The sequence below is a fragment of the Pseudovibrio sp. Ad26 genome (assembly GCF_001623285.1).
Lineage (GTDB): Bacteria > Pseudomonadota > Alphaproteobacteria > Rhizobiales > Stappiaceae > Pseudovibrio > Pseudovibrio ascidiaceicola.
The window spans coordinates 24,779-39,428 of the sequence record NZ_LMCE01000094.1 but is presented as its reverse complement, the minus strand read 5'-3'; the positions used below and the strand labels follow the sequence as shown (position 1 = coordinate 39,428).

The 14,650-nt window shown below is 53.2% G+C and carries 15 protein-coding genes; 6 read left to right on the top strand and 9 right to left on the bottom strand.

Going from position 1 to position 14,650, the window contains the following annotated elements:
- The 3 genes from plsY to PsAD26_RS19775 all read right to left on the bottom strand — a co-directional run bounded on the left by plsY (position 1) and on the right by PsAD26_RS19775 (position 3,020).
- Positions 1-618: a glycerol-3-phosphate 1-O-acyltransferase PlsY gene (gene plsY, locus PsAD26_RS19785; protein ID WP_063311820.1), complete on the bottom strand. Its 618-nt coding sequence runs from the start codon at positions 616-618 to the stop codon at positions 1-3.
- 126 nt (positions 619-744) lie between these two features.
- Positions 745-2,049 (bottom strand): dihydroorotase, encoded by a 1,305-nt coding sequence (locus tag PsAD26_RS19780; protein ID WP_063291713.1) that lies wholly within the window; start codon positions 2,047-2,049, stop codon positions 745-747.
- 11 nt (positions 2,050-2,060) lie between these two features.
- Positions 2,061-3,020, bottom strand: a complete 960-nt coding sequence (locus tag PsAD26_RS19775; RefSeq protein WP_082596876.1) for an aspartate carbamoyltransferase catalytic subunit — start codon at positions 3,018-3,020, stop codon at positions 2,061-2,063.
- A 134-nt stretch (positions 3,021-3,154) separates the two neighbouring features.
- Between PsAD26_RS19775 and PsAD26_RS19770 the strand changes: the two genes are divergently transcribed.
- Entirely contained in the window at positions 3,155-4,810 is a 1,656-nt protein-coding gene (locus tag PsAD26_RS19770; protein WP_082596874.1) for an acyl-CoA dehydrogenase family protein, read from the top strand.
- On the opposite strand, the gene PsAD26_RS19765 is transcribed toward PsAD26_RS19770, so the two are convergent.
- Positions 4,795-5,733 (bottom strand): AEC family transporter, encoded by a 939-nt coding sequence (locus PsAD26_RS19765; protein ID WP_063311819.1) that lies wholly within the window; start codon positions 5,731-5,733, stop codon positions 4,795-4,797. The two genes, PsAD26_RS19770 and PsAD26_RS19765, sit on opposite strands and share 16 nt — an antisense overlap.
- Positions 5,734-5,901: 168 nt before the next feature.
- Positions 5,902-6,399, bottom strand: a complete 498-nt coding sequence (gene ruvX / locus PsAD26_RS19760; protein WP_063289427.1) for a Holliday junction resolvase RuvX — start codon at positions 6,397-6,399, stop codon at positions 5,902-5,904.
- Positions 6,400-6,545: 146 nt separating this feature from the next.
- Between ruvX and ung the strand changes: the two genes are divergently transcribed.
- Together ung and PsAD26_RS19750 are read left to right on the top strand one after the other, a co-directional pair.
- On the top strand, positions 6,546-7,220 hold the full coding sequence (gene ung, locus PsAD26_RS19755; RefSeq protein WP_063311818.1) for a uracil-DNA glycosylase: 675 nt from the start codon (positions 6,546-6,548) through the stop codon (positions 7,218-7,220).
- 132 nt (positions 7,221-7,352) lie between these two features.
- The gene (locus PsAD26_RS19750; protein ID WP_063311817.1) at positions 7,353-8,090 is read left to right on the top strand and encodes a metal-dependent hydrolase; all 738 of its coding nucleotides are present in this window, start codon (positions 7,353-7,355) and stop codon (positions 8,088-8,090) included.
- A 171-nt stretch (positions 8,091-8,261) separates the two neighbouring features.
- Here PsAD26_RS19750 and PsAD26_RS19745 read toward each other — a convergent pair whose 3' ends face one another.
- The 4 genes from PsAD26_RS19745 to PsAD26_RS19730 all read right to left on the bottom strand — a co-directional run bounded on the left by PsAD26_RS19745 (position 8,262) and on the right by PsAD26_RS19730 (position 11,307).
- Positions 8,262-8,735 carry a YHS domain-containing (seleno)protein gene (locus PsAD26_RS19745; protein WP_057463358.1) on the bottom strand — a complete coding sequence of 158 codons (474 nt, stop codon included), beginning with the start codon at positions 8,733-8,735 and terminating at the stop codon, positions 8,262-8,264.
- Positions 8,736-9,127: 392 nt separating this feature from the next.
- On the bottom strand, positions 9,128-9,601 hold the full coding sequence (locus tag PsAD26_RS19740; RefSeq protein ID WP_063311816.1) for a YHS domain-containing (seleno)protein: 474 nt from the start codon (positions 9,599-9,601) through the stop codon (positions 9,128-9,130).
- 189 nt (positions 9,602-9,790) lie between these two features.
- Positions 9,791-10,342: a helix-turn-helix domain-containing protein gene (locus PsAD26_RS19735; protein WP_063311815.1), complete on the bottom strand. Its 552-nt coding sequence runs from the start codon at positions 10,340-10,342 to the stop codon at positions 9,791-9,793.
- On the bottom strand, positions 10,342-11,307 hold the full coding sequence (locus PsAD26_RS19730) for a helix-turn-helix domain-containing protein (protein ID WP_063311814.1): 966 nt from the start codon (positions 11,305-11,307) through the stop codon (positions 10,342-10,344). Before PsAD26_RS19730 ends, PsAD26_RS19735 begins: the two co-directional genes overlap by 1 nt.
- Positions 11,308-11,388: 81 nt before the next feature.
- On the opposite strand from PsAD26_RS19730, the gene PsAD26_RS19725 reads away from it, so the two are divergent.
- The 3 genes from PsAD26_RS19725 to gatA all read left to right on the top strand — a co-directional run bounded on the left by PsAD26_RS19725 (position 11,389) and on the right by gatA (position 14,550).
- Positions 11,389-12,609 carry an MFS transporter gene (locus PsAD26_RS19725; RefSeq protein WP_063311813.1) on the top strand — a complete coding sequence of 407 codons (1,221 nt, stop codon included), beginning with the start codon at positions 11,389-11,391 and terminating at the stop codon, positions 12,607-12,609.
- Between the two features lie 144 nt (positions 12,610-12,753).
- Positions 12,754-13,041, top strand: coding sequence for an Asp-tRNA(Asn)/Glu-tRNA(Gln) amidotransferase subunit GatC (gatC, locus tag PsAD26_RS19720; protein ID WP_063300663.1), 288 nt, complete (start codon positions 12,754-12,756; stop codon positions 13,039-13,041).
- Between the two features lie 27 nt (positions 13,042-13,068).
- Entirely contained in the window at positions 13,069-14,550 is a 1,482-nt protein-coding gene (gatA, locus tag PsAD26_RS19715; protein WP_093523490.1) for an Asp-tRNA(Asn)/Glu-tRNA(Gln) amidotransferase subunit GatA, read from the top strand.
- Positions 14,551-14,650 lie beyond the last annotated feature (100 nt).

Here is a 14,650-nt window from a genome sequence, read left to right as displayed (position 1 = left end):
TCATCCCTTGGAACCGATCTTGCTTTCCTTGCCTTTTAGCAGGCGGGCAATGTTCTCGTGATGTTTTGCCCATAGCAATATGCTGAGTAATCCCATCATTTGCGCAATTTGCCACTGATCGAAAGCCAGCAGAATAAAGGGAGTGACAAGACTTGCGACCAGTGCTGACAGTGATGAGAACTTGGTGATGTAGGCCGTCGCAATCCAGATGGCGATGAAGATGACGCCTACTGGCCAGAAGATGCCGAGCAGGATGCCGATGTAAGTAGCAACGCCTTTGCCGCCTTTGAACTTGAGCCAGACCGGGAAAAGGTGACCAAGGAACGCGCCGAGACCTGCGATTAATGCTGCTTCACCGCCCATGTAAAGAGACACAAGTACGACAGCAGCAGTGCCTTTGAGCGCGTCACACAGCAGAGTGAAGGCTGCGAGTTTCTTGCTGCCAGTGCGCAGGACGTTGGTGGTGCCAATGTTGCCGGATCCGATGTTTCGGATATCGCCGTGACCTGCCATTTTTGTAAAGAGCAGGCCAAACGGAATGGAGCCTAACAGGTAGCCAAAGGCCAATGCAGCCAGATAGTAGGGTAAATCAAGGGACCAGCTGATTGGATCAGGCACGGGTGTTCTCCAGTAGTTGAATATTAAAGCAGTATGCCTGTCCTCGCGGATGAGCATACTGCTTTAAAACTTTATCGTATCGCGTGCATTGTGCCAAAGCCTCGTGGGCTGGTTCAGAGCTACACGTTAAATTGCGTCGTGATCTAGGATGCCGCCTGCAACGATGGTTGTCAAAACCCGACCTGTCAAAGTTTCGTCCTCAAAAGGGGTATTCTTTGAGCGCGAACGGATTTTATCTTTTTCTACGATCCATGGTTTTTGCGGGTCGAACACGATCAGGTCTGCTGGAGCACCTTTTGAGAGGCGGCCAGCAGGAAGACCAAGACGGTCCGCTGGATTGCAGGTCATTGTTGCAAGCAGTTTGGAAAGTGAGATGTCCTCATTCAGAACGAGGCGCATTCCAGCTCCAAGCATTGTTTCAAGCCCTAAAGCACCATATTCGGCTTCTGCAAAGGGGTGACGCTTAGTTTCCACATCTTGTGGGTTGTGATCGGACATAATGATGTCGATTGTGCCATCTGCCAGTGCTTTCACCATGGCCTGACGATCATCTTCCGTGCGCAGCGGTGGCGACATCTTATGGAAGGTCCGGTAGGGGCCGATGTCGTTTTCGTTGAGCGTGAGATGATTGATGGAGATGCCTGCGGTGACATTGAGGCCGTCGTTCTTCGCTTTCTGGATGGCTTCAGCGCTTTGTGGGCAGGAGATCAGGCGTGCGTGATACTTGCCTTTTGCCATGGCAACGAGGCGCATGTCGCGTTCGATTGCGACGAACTCGGCTTCGCGTGGGATACCGCCCAGACCCAGCCATGAGGCCCGCAGACCTGCATTCATGACGCCGGAGCCTGCCAGATCCTTATCCTGTGCCTGATGAACCACCAGTGCGTCGAAGTCGCGAGCGTAGGTCAGCAGACGGACCAGAACGGAGGAGTTGGTGATTGGCAGTCTGTCATTGGAAAAGGCGATGGCGCCGGCTTCCTTGAGCAGGCCAATCTCGCTCATGTCCTTGCCAGCCAGGCCCTTGGTGAGGGCGGCCATCGGGTGCACGTTGACGATCGCTGTGTCGCGGGCGCGGCGGAGCATGAAGTCCACCAGTGCAGGATCATCAATCACCGGGTCCGTGTTGGGGCTGGTGAGGATGGTGGTTACACCGCCAACGGCTGCTGCACGGCTGGCGCTCTCCAGCGTTTCGCGGTGTTCTGCACCGGGTTCGCCCACGCTGACACCCATGTCGATGAGGCCGGGCGCAACGACGGCACCGTGGCAATCAACGGTCTTTGCGCCATCGGGAGCGCCCTGATTGAGAGCTTCTGCGCCGGCGGCGAGGATGGTGCCGTCCTGCACAATCACTGCACCTGCTTCATCAACATTGTTTGCTGGGTCGATGATGCGAGCGTTTGTCAGGACCAGCGGGTTTACATTCTTGTACATGCGCGTGTCCTCTAGTTGTTGTCAGGAAGGTTTTGAGCAAGAGCTTCAAGCACTGCCATGCGTATGGCAACGCCCATCTCCACTTGCTCGCGGATCAGACTTTGCGGACCATCTGCGACTTCTGCTGAAATCTCAACACCACGGTTCATAGGGCCGGGGTGCATGACCAGAGCATCAGGTTTGGCGTAGGAGAGTTTTTCGGAGTCCAGGCCGTGGTATCGGAAATACTCACGAACAGATGGTACAAAGGCACCGCTCATACGTTCGCGTTGCAAACGCAGCATCATGACGATGTCGCAGCCTTTTAGTCCTTCGCGCATGTCTGTGAATACTTCGACGCCCATACTATGAATACCAGAGGGCAGTAGTGTAGAGGGAGCTATGACACGCACGCGGGCTCCCATGTTGGAGAGAAGGATGATGTTGGAGCGTGCGACGCGGGAGTGGCGGATGTCGCCGCAGATGGCTACTGTCAGGCCGCCGAGGGTTCCTTTGTGGCGGCGGATGGTCAAGGCATCCAGCAGAGCCTGAGTTGGGTGCTCGTGAGGGCCGTCGCCGGCGTTGACGACCGCGCAGCCGACTTTGCGGGCCAGCAGGTGGACTGCTCCAGCGGCGTGGTGGCGAACAACCAGCAAATCAGGGCGCATGGCGTTCAGGGTTGCTGCGGTGTCGATCAGGGTTTCACCCTTTTTCACCGAAGAGGTGGAGACCGACATGTTCATAACATCCGCGCCCAGGCGCTTGCCTGCAAGCTCAAAGGAAGATTGGGTGCGGGTGGAAGCCTCAAAGAAGAGGTTGATTTGCGTTCGCCCACGCAGAACAGCTTTCTGCTTTTCTACCTGTCTGGAGACTTCGACGGCTTCGTCGGCAAGGTCCAAAAGGTAATTAATGTGGGGAGGCTGCAATCCCTCGATACCGAGGAGATGGCGATGCGGGAACGCTGAGGATCGATGTGTGGTTTTCTTGCTCATCGAAGACCCTTCTATAGGCAGAAACACCGAGTTCGTAAAGAGCTCAACAGATGTATAGTTTTTATTGTGCAAATCGCAGTTGCAACGTGCGCGCTAACCTATCAAAATCGCTGGGGCAACTCGCGGGAGGAAAAATGGATAAAGTTTCACAAGCCACTATGACGACAGGGGTAATTAATCAGGCCCCGCCATATTGTGGGTATAACCTTGCCGAGAGTGATCCAATTCTCCTTGCTGATCTGGGTGGCACGGGCTCCAACGATTCTGCACGGGAGGAGCTTATCAAGTTTGGTGAGCAGTGTGGAGCCGCAGATGCACTGGATCTGGGGAGACTGGCAAATGTTAACGAACCGGTGCTGAAAACACACGATCCGTATGGTCGCCGTCTGGATGTTGTCGAATTTCACCCGTCCTATCATGCGCTGATGCGCCGCTCTTTTGAAGCTGGCCTGCACAGTGCGTCTGTTGAGTCCATGGAGCCGGGTGGTGAGCGTGCGTTTTATAATCGTGCGCGCAAGTATTTCGTGATGAGCCAGGTGGAAGGTGGGCACCTTTGCCCGGTGACCATGACCAACGCGTCTGCCATGGCCCTTACTCAGGCCCCTGAACTTGCCAAGGTGTGGAATGAGCGCATCCTGAGCCGCAAATATGATCAACGTTTCCGCCCTGCCAGCCAGAAGATGGGTGCGAGCCTTGGCATGGGCATGACGGAGAAGCAGGGTGGGTCCGACTTGCGTCAGATCATCACTCGCGCTGAAAAGGTTTCTGACGACACTTATGTGATCAATGGACATAAGTGGTTCTTCTCTGCGCCGATGTGTGATGCGTTCCTTGTGCTGGCGAAGCTGGAAGAGGGGCCAACCTGTTTCCTTGTGCCGCGTATTTTGGAATCTGGCGAAGTGAATGGACTGGACTTCCAGCGCCTGAAAAACAAGCTGGGTAACAAGTCCAATGCCTCTTCCGAGGTTGAGTTTAACAACGCTGTTGGTTTCCTTGTCGGGGAAGTAGGTAAGGGCATCAAGACCATTTTGAAAATGGTGACACCTACCCGTGTGGACTGTTGTATTGGGTCTTCTGCCCTGATGCGGGCTGCGATTTCCAGAGCGGTTCATCACACCTCCAACCGCAGTGCATTTGGGGCTCGTCTTATTGAGAAGCCACTGATGCAGCGGGTTCTTGCGGATATGTCTCTTGATATGGCTGCAAGTGAGGCACTGGCGCTGAAACTGTCGCATTGCATGGATTTGGAAGGTGAAGACAGCCAGGCCGCTGACTTCCTGCGGATCATCACACCTGCTGCAAAATACTGGATCTGCAAGAGTGCAGAGAACGTTGCGGCTGAGGCGATGGAGTGTCTGGGTGGCAACGGGTACGTGGAAGATCACGACATGGCTCGTATCTACCGTGAAGCCCCAGTCAACAGCATCTGGGAAGGCTCAGGCAACATCATGGCGCTGGATTTGCTGCGGGCTATGCACCGTACTCCAGACAGCTTCATGAATGTGCTTGGCATGCTGGAAGCTGATCTTGGTCCTGCCGGCAAGGTGTCTGTTGAAGTGTTGCAGGCTGCAGCACGGACGTGTCTGGAAGATGAGGGTGGTGCCCGGTTGCTGACTGAACAGCTGGCGATCACAGCTGCAGCTGCTGCGCTGAAAGAAGTTGCTCCTCCAGCGATTGCCAATGCGTTTATTGAGACCCGTATGGCAGGTCAGTGGCGTTCAAGCTACGGCATGCTGGATGCACGCTATGACGCCAAGGGGATCCTTGAGTGGCTTTACCCGATCAAGTAGGCCACGACCAATAACCACGTCGGAATAGTGATTGCGGCGGCGACTGTCTGAAGGGTCAGAATTTCGGCCATCAACTTGGCGTCGCCGCCCATTTTCCTCGCCAGAACAAAACTTGCCCCTGCTGCCGGAACAGAAAACACCAGTGTGACGATGGTTGCCGAGATTTCGTCAAGCCCAAGAGCGAGCGCAAAACTCAAGGCAATGCCTGGTGCAAGTACGTTGCGCAACAGCAGAGCTGATGTAAGCGCTGGGCCCGGGCGTCGCAACGCTCCTAAGTCCAAAGCTGCGCCGACGCATAGAACTGCAATTGGTAGAGCTGCACTTCCCAAAAATGTCAAATAGTTTGCAATAACTTCCGGAATATAGCCACCGGAGGCGTTGATGAGGCCACCTGCTGCAACGCTGATGATGAAGGGGTTCTTTATCAGCTCTTTTGCAAGCGTCTTTGGTGACGGGACGGACCCTCCTGCATAGATCGATAGCACAATCACGCAGAGCAGGTTTGCTGCCGGGATCATGATTGCCATGATGACCGCCACCAGCGCCACTCCTTCCTCTCCAAAACTATTGGCTGCGATTGCCATGGCGACAAAACCATTCCAACGCACAACACCTTGAAAAATGGAAGTGAAGCGCGGACCTTCGATTGCAAACTTCTGTTTTAGAAAGGGTTGCAGGACGAGGCACAGAATGGCCAGAAGCGAGAAGGTTCCCAGTACGGATAGGGTGATTTCCATGACAGGCATTGCCGAGAAATCTGAGGTGCCCACGTTGATCAGGATGATCGCAGGGAACAATACCCAATAGGCCAGATCTTCCATACCGCTCCAGCGCTCTCTTGGGATGAGATTGCGGTGACGGAGGAACCATCCTGTGGCTGTGAGGAGCAAGACAGAAATGATGGCTGACAGGGCAGAGAACATGCTTATGCTTTTCAGGCTGTTGCACAGACAAGGATGTGTCTTTGCAAGTGGATGGACAAACAGCGCATTGAGGCGCGTATCCGTCTATTCACGTAGCCTGAAAAAAGCAGAGTGGTAAAGCGCAGGGCGCCTTAAATTTTCTCAAGTGTTGTTGCTTGAGAGCTGGACCTACTCGTCCTCAAAGAGAGAGGTGCCGCCATAGTTGATGCGGTCCAGGAAGCCCTGCAGGATGTAGGAGGCAGCCATCTTGTCGACCAGCTCAGCTCGGCGGGCGCGGGAACGGTCTGCTTCGATAAGTGTGCGTGTGACTGCAGCGGTGGAGAGACGCTCGTCCCAGTAGGTGATTGGGATTTCCGTTTTCTGGGCAAGGTTGCGCACAAATGCGCGGGTCGCCTGACAGCGCGGACCCTCGGTGCCATCCATGTTGAGCGGCAGGCCGATCACGAGGCCAAAGACACTGTGTTCCTTACAAAGATCCAGCAGACGTTCGACATCCTGCGTGAACTTCTTGCGCTTGATGGTCTCCAGCGGAGATGCAATCTGCCGACCTGAATCAGTTAGCGCCAGACCAATGGTCTTGCTGCCAAGATCGATACCGATCAGGCGGTCGTCATCATAAAGCGCGTCGCAGAAATCTTCGAGAGAAAGTGAGGGATCATTTGCCATGGCGGCGGGTTAGCACGGCTTGAGAGCAACGCCAAGCAGGTAATCTATATTTTTCTCGGGGACATGCTGTTTCCTGCTGAACTGTGCGATGGCTGTTCTGATAAAGGTTAGGGTGCAAGACGATTGAGCAGGTGGATATAGGCGTGATGCAAGTGCAGTTTGAAGAGGGATGGCAGGGCATTCTGGCTCCTGAAATGGATAAACCCTACTTTCAGAAACTCCAGGCCTTTCTGGATGCTGAGGAAGCGGAAGGTAAGTCCATTTATCCTCCGACAGCTGACTGCTACGCTGCCTTTAATGCAGCTGCTCTGAGTGAGGTGCGTGTCGTCATTCTTGGGCAGGATCCCTACCACGGGGAAGGGCAGGCACATGGACTTTCCTTCTCAGTTCGTAAAGGCGTGAAACTACCGCCGTCGCTTCGCAATATCTACAAGGAGTTAGAGAGTGACCTTGGTTATCCGCCTTCAGCTCATGGCTGTTTGACGCATTGGGCGGAGCAGGGTGTCTTGCTGCTCAATACATCTTTGAGTGTGGAAGAAGCCAAGGCTGGATCTCATGCCAAGAAAGGGTGGGCGCCGTTTACGGATGCTGCGATCAAGGGCTTGTCCGAGGCACGGGAGCATCTGGTGTTTATCCTGTGGGGCGCACATGCTCAGAAGAAGCTGGATCTGATTGATGAGAGCAAACATCTGGTTTTGATGAGTGCCCATCCATCGCCGTTGTCGGCACGGCGTGGCTTTATTGGGTCGGCTCCATTTTCCAAAACCAATGCCTATCTGAAAGAACGCGGTATTGCAGAGATTGACTGGAAGATCTCCTAGGGCATTACCGGAGTTTTGCCTGTGCCCAGTTACATTTAAGGGTTGTGTAACCAAATCCCTACTAGTCTAGATAATATTTTAGTTATCACGGATGTGCCTTGTTTCGGCGCTCCGCATTGGGGGATTGGTAGTATGGATTTACAGTTTCTGGGCCATTCTGCTTTCAAGGTTTACATTCCAGGGGCAACGCTTCTGATTGATCCGTTTTTATCTGGCAACCCGAGTTTTCCGGCAGAGATGAGCGTGGAGCAAGTGAGCGAAGGTGTTGATCATGTTCTGCTGACCCACGGTCATGATGATCATGTGGGTGATACCATCGATATTTTGAAGGCGACCGGTGCGACGCTGACGGCGAATTGGGAAATCTGCATGTGGGCGCAGGATAAAGGTATTGAGAAGATCAATCCTATGAACCATGGCGGCTGCGTAAACATGGGGGCGTTTGGTGTGGCGCTGACCAATGCCGTGCACAGTTCTGCATGTTCATTTGATAGTGAAGGCAGTGTCGCGGATGTGTATTTGGGCAACCCGGCGGGTGTTGTGGTGATGGCTGAGGATGAGCCAACACTGTTACATATGGGTGATACGGATATCTTCTCTGATATGGAGCTGATCAACGAAATCTATCGGCCTCAGATTGGAATTGTGCCGATTGGTGATCGGTTCACTATGGGGGCTCGCACTGCTTCGATGGCGTGTCAGCGGTTCTTTGAGTTCCAGACCATTATTCCGTGTCACTACGGTACCTTCCCGATTTTGGACCAAAGTGCTGATCAGTTTACCGAATGTATGGAGGATGATGCATTTCGGGTGGCAAAGCTTAAGCCGGGGGAGACGGTGACAGTCAACCACAGTGTTGCGGCATCCTGATCAGACATCTTGGATTACCGGATACAAAAAAAGGCCTCAGCATGAACTGAGGCCTTTTGAGTTTGAGAGGGACACATTCCGCGTTTTATTGCTTTCACCGCGGGGTCACGCTTATGTTGGGGGCACGCGTGACTGGAATGGCCTTCAAGGGAGCTTGGGTGTGGGGTTCGCTTAAAGGTCTGCTTCTGGCGTGTGTATGATCGTTGGCCAGTTTTCATTTGCCCGGGCGATGGAAGCGTTCGGGTCTTTCAGGAAGTGACGCTGGGCACCTGCATGGGCGTTCAGGTAAAGTTTGCCATCAACGATCTTCCATTGCTCTGGCTGGATCGGAATTTTTACTCCGAAGCTCACGCCAGTTGCACACCAACCGCCATACTGAGGCGCGTACTTGGTTGGATCCTTTTTGAACTTGTCGAGGTTTTCAGCAGAAGAGAAAAGCCACGTTACATCCTGATACTGCGTGGAATACTCTTTTTTGCCTGGAACTGGCTTGCCTTGTGTGAAGTAAGCGACCGGATCAGTTCCTTTGATTGCGTAGCCTTCTTCAACGAAGTTGGTTACGTCATCGGCCATTGCCGTCATCGGAACAGTTACAAGTGCTGACAGTGCTAGTCCAACTGCAAGAACTGAAGATTTGATCGGCATGGGCAACTCCTTCGGACTGATCTTTGAAGCCAAGTCTGGCTTGTTTCGTTTACCAGTTGATTATGGGGAACCACTGGTTTTTATCTATGTTCTGAAAACACTATGCGTGAATACCTATCTGAAGGCCAATAACGCTTCATCACCGTTTTGAGAACTGGTTGTGAGGGGAAGGTTTACTCGCTGCAAAGTGCATTTGAAGATGCGTAACTCATTGTAGATGCAGCGTTAGTCTTGTTGGTGTTTGCTTTAAGAGAATGGGTCCATAAACGAAAGAAAGCCGCAGAAATCTGCGGCTTTCTCTAGGGCTCAATGCATATGCCACCATGAGATTTGGGGAGATGTCGGAATAGGCGCTAGGCATCGCCTATTGCGGCATATGCACTGAAGGAAACTTAGAGTTTGTCTGCTGGCACGTCGCGGATATCAACCCAGTTTGTGTCTGCATTGGTGATTGTTTCGATTGTGCGGGACTGCATGCGCTTTACTGCACCATCGTGGGCATTGAGGTAGAGCTTACCGTCAACGATGTCCCAAAGCTCAGGCTTGGTTTCAAGCTTGCTGCCGAAGGAAGCACCAACTGCACACCAGCCACCGTACTGCGGAGCAAACTTTGCTGGTTCTGCAACGAACTTGTCACGGTTTTCAGCGCTGGAGAATTTCCAGGTTACGCCGTCGTACTGTGCGGTGAATTCAGCTTTACCCTGAACAGGCTTGTTTTGTGTGAAGTATGCAACAGGATCGGTGCCACCAATCGCATAACCACCAGAGGTGTAGGTCGAGATCTCATCAGCGAATGCGCCGAATGTGCTTGCGGACAGGGCAGCACCTGCAATAGCCGCTGCAACAGCGATAGATTTGATTTTCATTATATTACCCTCAATGAAACAATGAATTTCGCCGGACAAACAAAACCTGGTCAGGAAGAATGCTTTGTTTGTTCGACAACCTCGGCCTGCGGAAATTGCCCGTTCTTGCGAGGCCCAATCTTCTTGCCCCAGGAGGGTGTACAAGTGCCAATCAAGTGTCTTCACCAAGAGGAGAGCGGCTTTGATTTTTTATGATCGGCTTGTAATGTTCTGAATTAACTCGGTAATTTCCCGTAGCGCCGGTTTTCTCCTGCGAACGAGGCTGGTGAAAAACACAAAGCCGAGCAGTTGGTCGATGCTTGTCTCCATGGTTGCAGTGGTATTCCAGTAGACGAAAATCTGTCTGAAGTGCGTGCGCTGTTCGCCTTCAATGAGGGAAAGTTCCTCCGCTAACGAAGGCTCTGAGAGCAGGGAGAGCCATGCAGTGCCCAATGGAGTGTCGTGTAGGGCGTTGAGGATGCCTGAGGTGGCTTCCAGAAGATCATTGTGAAAGGAGGACATACCGGGGTAGCTGGGGGGCACTTGTCGGAACCCGTAGCGGAGGGCTTCGAGTGCCAAAGCGGCTTTATTCTTCCAGCGGCGGTACAGCGCTTGTTTGGATGTGCCTGCCGCATCTGCAATTTGCTGCGTTGAGGTTCCATGATATCCGCCCGCTGCAAGCGCATTGAGCGTTGTGGTCAGGATCTGGCGGGTAAGCTCCCTGTTTTGTGGGCGGCCTCGTGGAGTGGTCGGCTCGGGCATCAGGAAAACCTCTCCATGTATTCAGAGGGTGTGATGCCGAAGTTGCGTTGGAAGGCGCGGCGCAGGTTTTGGATGTGGCCAAAGCCGGAGAGATTGGCTGCTTGCTTGATAGAACTGCGTTTGAGGAGAGCTGTTCTGGCAAGATCCAGCCGCAAGTGTTCTACGAACTGGGCTGGGGTCGCGCCAACGTCTTTTTTCAGGCGGCGGTGCAGGGTGCGAGTGGAGACGCCTGCGGACTTTGCCATGTTCTCGATGGTCCAATCAGCTTCTGGCTCTGAAAGGATGATTTCTGAGAGTTTGGCAATGTTAGATTGACCTGCTGCTTGCAAGGAAAGGGCAGATGAGAACTGCGCTTGCCCCCCGTTGCGGCGCAAGTAGACCACCAGCTCTTGTGCCGTCTTTAATGAGATGGCTGAGCCCAGGTCTTGCTCTATGAGGTGCAAAGTCAGATCGATACCTGCTGTGACGCCTGCGGACGTGTAGATATTGCCTGAATTGACGAAGAGCTGGTTGAGCTGCCAGTTCACATCCGGGAAGTCTGTTTGAGCGGTGGAAGCGCGGCTCCAATGGGTGCTGGCTGGTTTGCCATCTAGGATGCCAGCGTCTGCGAGAATAAGTGCACCAGAGCAGATGGAGATGATGCGCTCGCCGTTTGTTCTTGCTGCGGCCTTTTGAAGAAGCGAGTGAAGAGCACTGCTGCGCAGCTCTTTATCGACGCGCCCTCCGGGGATCAGAAGATCTGCTTTGGGGTTCCAGTCGGATATCTTCCCATCAACGGCGATTTTGATCCCGGGCTGGGTTTCTATGGGTTGACCATCAACAGAGAGAATCCTGAGTTTATACTTGGGATGATAGCTGTCAGCCGTCCAGAACGCCTGCATAGGGCCTGCCAGATCCAGAAGATTGATCCCGTGATACACGAGTGCATCGATATGACGATATTGCTCAATTTGCGTATTTGGCATGATTTGAAGCTTTAATGTCCTAACTGCCAAATGTTGTAAGCGGTAATTTGAAGGAGGTCAAAGTTTCTTCGAGGAATTACTATGGGACTTTCAGAGGTGGCGGAGCCGGGAGTAGCTTACAGGGCACGTAACTTTCCGCTCATTTTAGTTGCAACAGCAATCCTTTCTATGCAGATGCCAATCCTGATTGCGATCAGCGCACTGGCAGGGTCGTATCTGGCGCCCCATCCCACTATGGCGACTGTGCCGCTTGCCTTGCAGATGTTTGGCAACTTTCTGTTTGCTACACCTATCTCGCTGTTTATGGGGCGCTATGGTCGGCAGAAAGGCATCTTGCTGGGGGTGGTTCTGAGTATCATTGGTTCGTTGTTCTGCGTTTATGCGCTTTATTCCAATCAGTTTGTCGTGTTGCTCATTGGGCATGTTCTTTTGGGCATTGCCACGGCGGCCTATGCCTTCATGCGGTTTGCAGCGTCTGACAGCGCCAGTGAAAGATGGAAGCCCATGGCCATATCGCTGAGTATGTCTATGGGGCTGCTCTCGGCTCTTCTCGGCCCAAGTCTTGTTGGTGTGGTGAAGGATTTTGGCGGTGTTATTCCTTTTGTGGGCAGTTATCTTGCCTTGGCGGGTGTTGCTGTTGTGGGTGCGCTGCCTGTGCTGGGTTTAGACCTGCCGCCTGCCTTGAAGAAAGATCAACAAGCGAAAGGACTTATTGCCTCCTTGAAGGTGCTGCGCCGACCAGCTGTTTGGAGTGCAACGGCCTGTGCCGGGCTCTCCTTTGGTTTCATGACCATGCAGATGTCACCTACGCCGCTGGCCATGGAGTATTGTGGGTTCTCAGTTGGACAATCCAGTGATGTGATCCGTTGGCATCTGGTTGCCATGTTTGGCCCGAGCTTTGTCACCGGTTACATAATTCGCCGGATTGGTACGACTTCAGTCATGGTGCTGGGTTTGTTGATACTTGCGGCTGCAGGGCTGATTGGGGCGCCCAGTGTTGAGATCTGGGCCTTCTACGTGGCTTTGATCCTGCTGGGAGTTGGCTGGAACTTTGGGTTCATCGGCGCGACGTCTCGATTGGTTGAGGTTGTTGCGCCTGAAGATGCGCCGCTTGCCCAGGGGGCCAACGATTCAGTCGTGGCCTTGGTGTCTGCGATCTGTGCGCTTTCAACGGGTGTTTTGTTCAGCACTGTTGGCTGGGCAGGGCTTTCACTTTCTGCGCTTCCGCTGTTGCTAGGTCTGGCGTTGTGGCTGGTGGTATCGGGCATTCGCGGGAGATCACCTGCATATGCTTCTCAATAATCGGTACTAATCAGTTCCGTAATATTGAGAATATGAGGGATGAACAGCAGGGCAGTGATTGTTCTGCTGTTTTTTTGTGTTTATAGCTCTTTGCGATGAATTCGAGGCGGGCAGTTCTTTGCCCCCGTAATTTCGGAGTGAAACATGTCGGTTGATCTGAACACCGTAAAACGTGTTGCCGGACTGGCGCGCATCAAGGTTGATGACGCGCAGGCGGAGAAAATGACTGGTGAGCTGAACACGATCCTTGGTTTTGTTGAGCAGCTGAACGAAGTGAATGTTGACGGCGTTGAGCCAATGACCTCAGTGGTTGAAACCACTATGAAGAAGCGCAGTGATGGCCAGACAGACGGCGGTTATGCGGACAAGGTTGTTTCCAACGCGCCGGTGCATGAAGACAACTTCTTCACCGTGCCTAAAGTTGTTGAATAAGCGCCCGATTTCACGAGGATAATGACTGTGACTGATCTTACCAAACTGACGATCGCTGAGGCGCGCGACAAGCTTGCTGCCCGCGACTTTACCGCAACTGAACTGACTGAGAGCTACCTCGGTGCTATCGAGTCCGGCAACGAAGCGCTTAACGCTTATATTGCTGTGACTGGTGATATTGCCCGTGAACAGGCCAAAGCGTCTGACGCAAAAATCGCTGCTGGCGAGGCGCGTCCGCTGGAAGGTATTCCTCTCGGCATTAAAGACCTTTACGCAACCAAAGGTGTTCACACTCAGGCGTGTTCTCATATTCTCGATGGCTTTAAGCCAGAGTATGAGTCCACTGTTACGCAGAACCTGTTTGACGACGGCGCTGTGATGCTGGGTAAGCTGAACATGGATGAGTTCGCGATGGGCTCTTCCAACGAGACTTCCTTTTACGGCAATGTTGTGAACCCTTGGCGCCGCAATGGCACTGAGACTGCACTGGTTCCTGGTGGGTCTTCTGGTGGTTCCGCTTCTGCCGTTGCTGCACATCTTTGTGCTGCTGCAACAGCTTCTGATACCGGTGGTTCCATTCGTCAGCCTGCAGCGTTGACCGGTACTGTTGGCATCAAGCCAACTTATGGCCGTTGTTCTCGCTGGGGTATGGTTGCGTTTGCATCCTCATTGGATCAGGCTGGTCCAATTGGCCGTACCGTGCGTGATAACGCGATCCTGCTGAAGTCCATGGCTTCTGTTGATGCGAAAGACACCACTTCTGTTGATGCGCCTGTGCCGAACTATGAAGATTTCATCGGCAAGTCCATCAAGGGCATGAAGATCGGTATTCCTAAAGAGTACCACATGGATGGTATTCCAGAGGAGATTGAAGCGCTCTGGCAGCAGGGCATTGCATGGCTGAAGGAAGCTGGCGCTGAGATCGTCGAGATTTCTCTGCCAAACACCAAATACGCTTTGCCTGCTTATTATATCGTGGCTCCAGCGGAAGCGTCTTCCAACCTGGCTCGTTATGATGGTGTTCGCTATGGCCTGCGTGTGCCGGGCAACGACATTGTAGAGATGTATGAGAACACCCGCGCAGCTGGCTTCGGTGATGAAGTGAAGCGCCGCGTGATGATCGGCACCTACGTTCTGTCTGCAGGTTACTACGACGCGTACTACCTGAAAGCGCAGAAGGTTCGTACCCTGATCAAGCAGGACTTTGACAATGCATGGGCAGACGGTGTGGATGCAATCCTGACACCGACCACGCCAGATGCAGCGTTTGCTCCGGGCGAGATCACCGATCCAGTGACCATGTACATGAATGATGTGTTTACTGTGACAGCCAACATGGCTGGTGTTCCGGGCATGTCCATCCCAGCTGGCCTCAACAAAGACGGCCTGCCACTGGGCCTGCAGCTGATCGGTAAGCCATTCGATGAAGGCACTCTGTTCCAGGTTGGTGAAGTCATCGAACAGGCTGCCGGTCGCTTTGAACCTTCCGCCAACTGGTGGAGCAAGTAAGCCTCAGCGCTGCTGCTAAAAATGACGAAGGCCTCGGAGAGATCCGGGGCTTTTGGAGCTGCTCTAAAGATATTCAGTGCAGTTTGCATTGCCCCTTCGT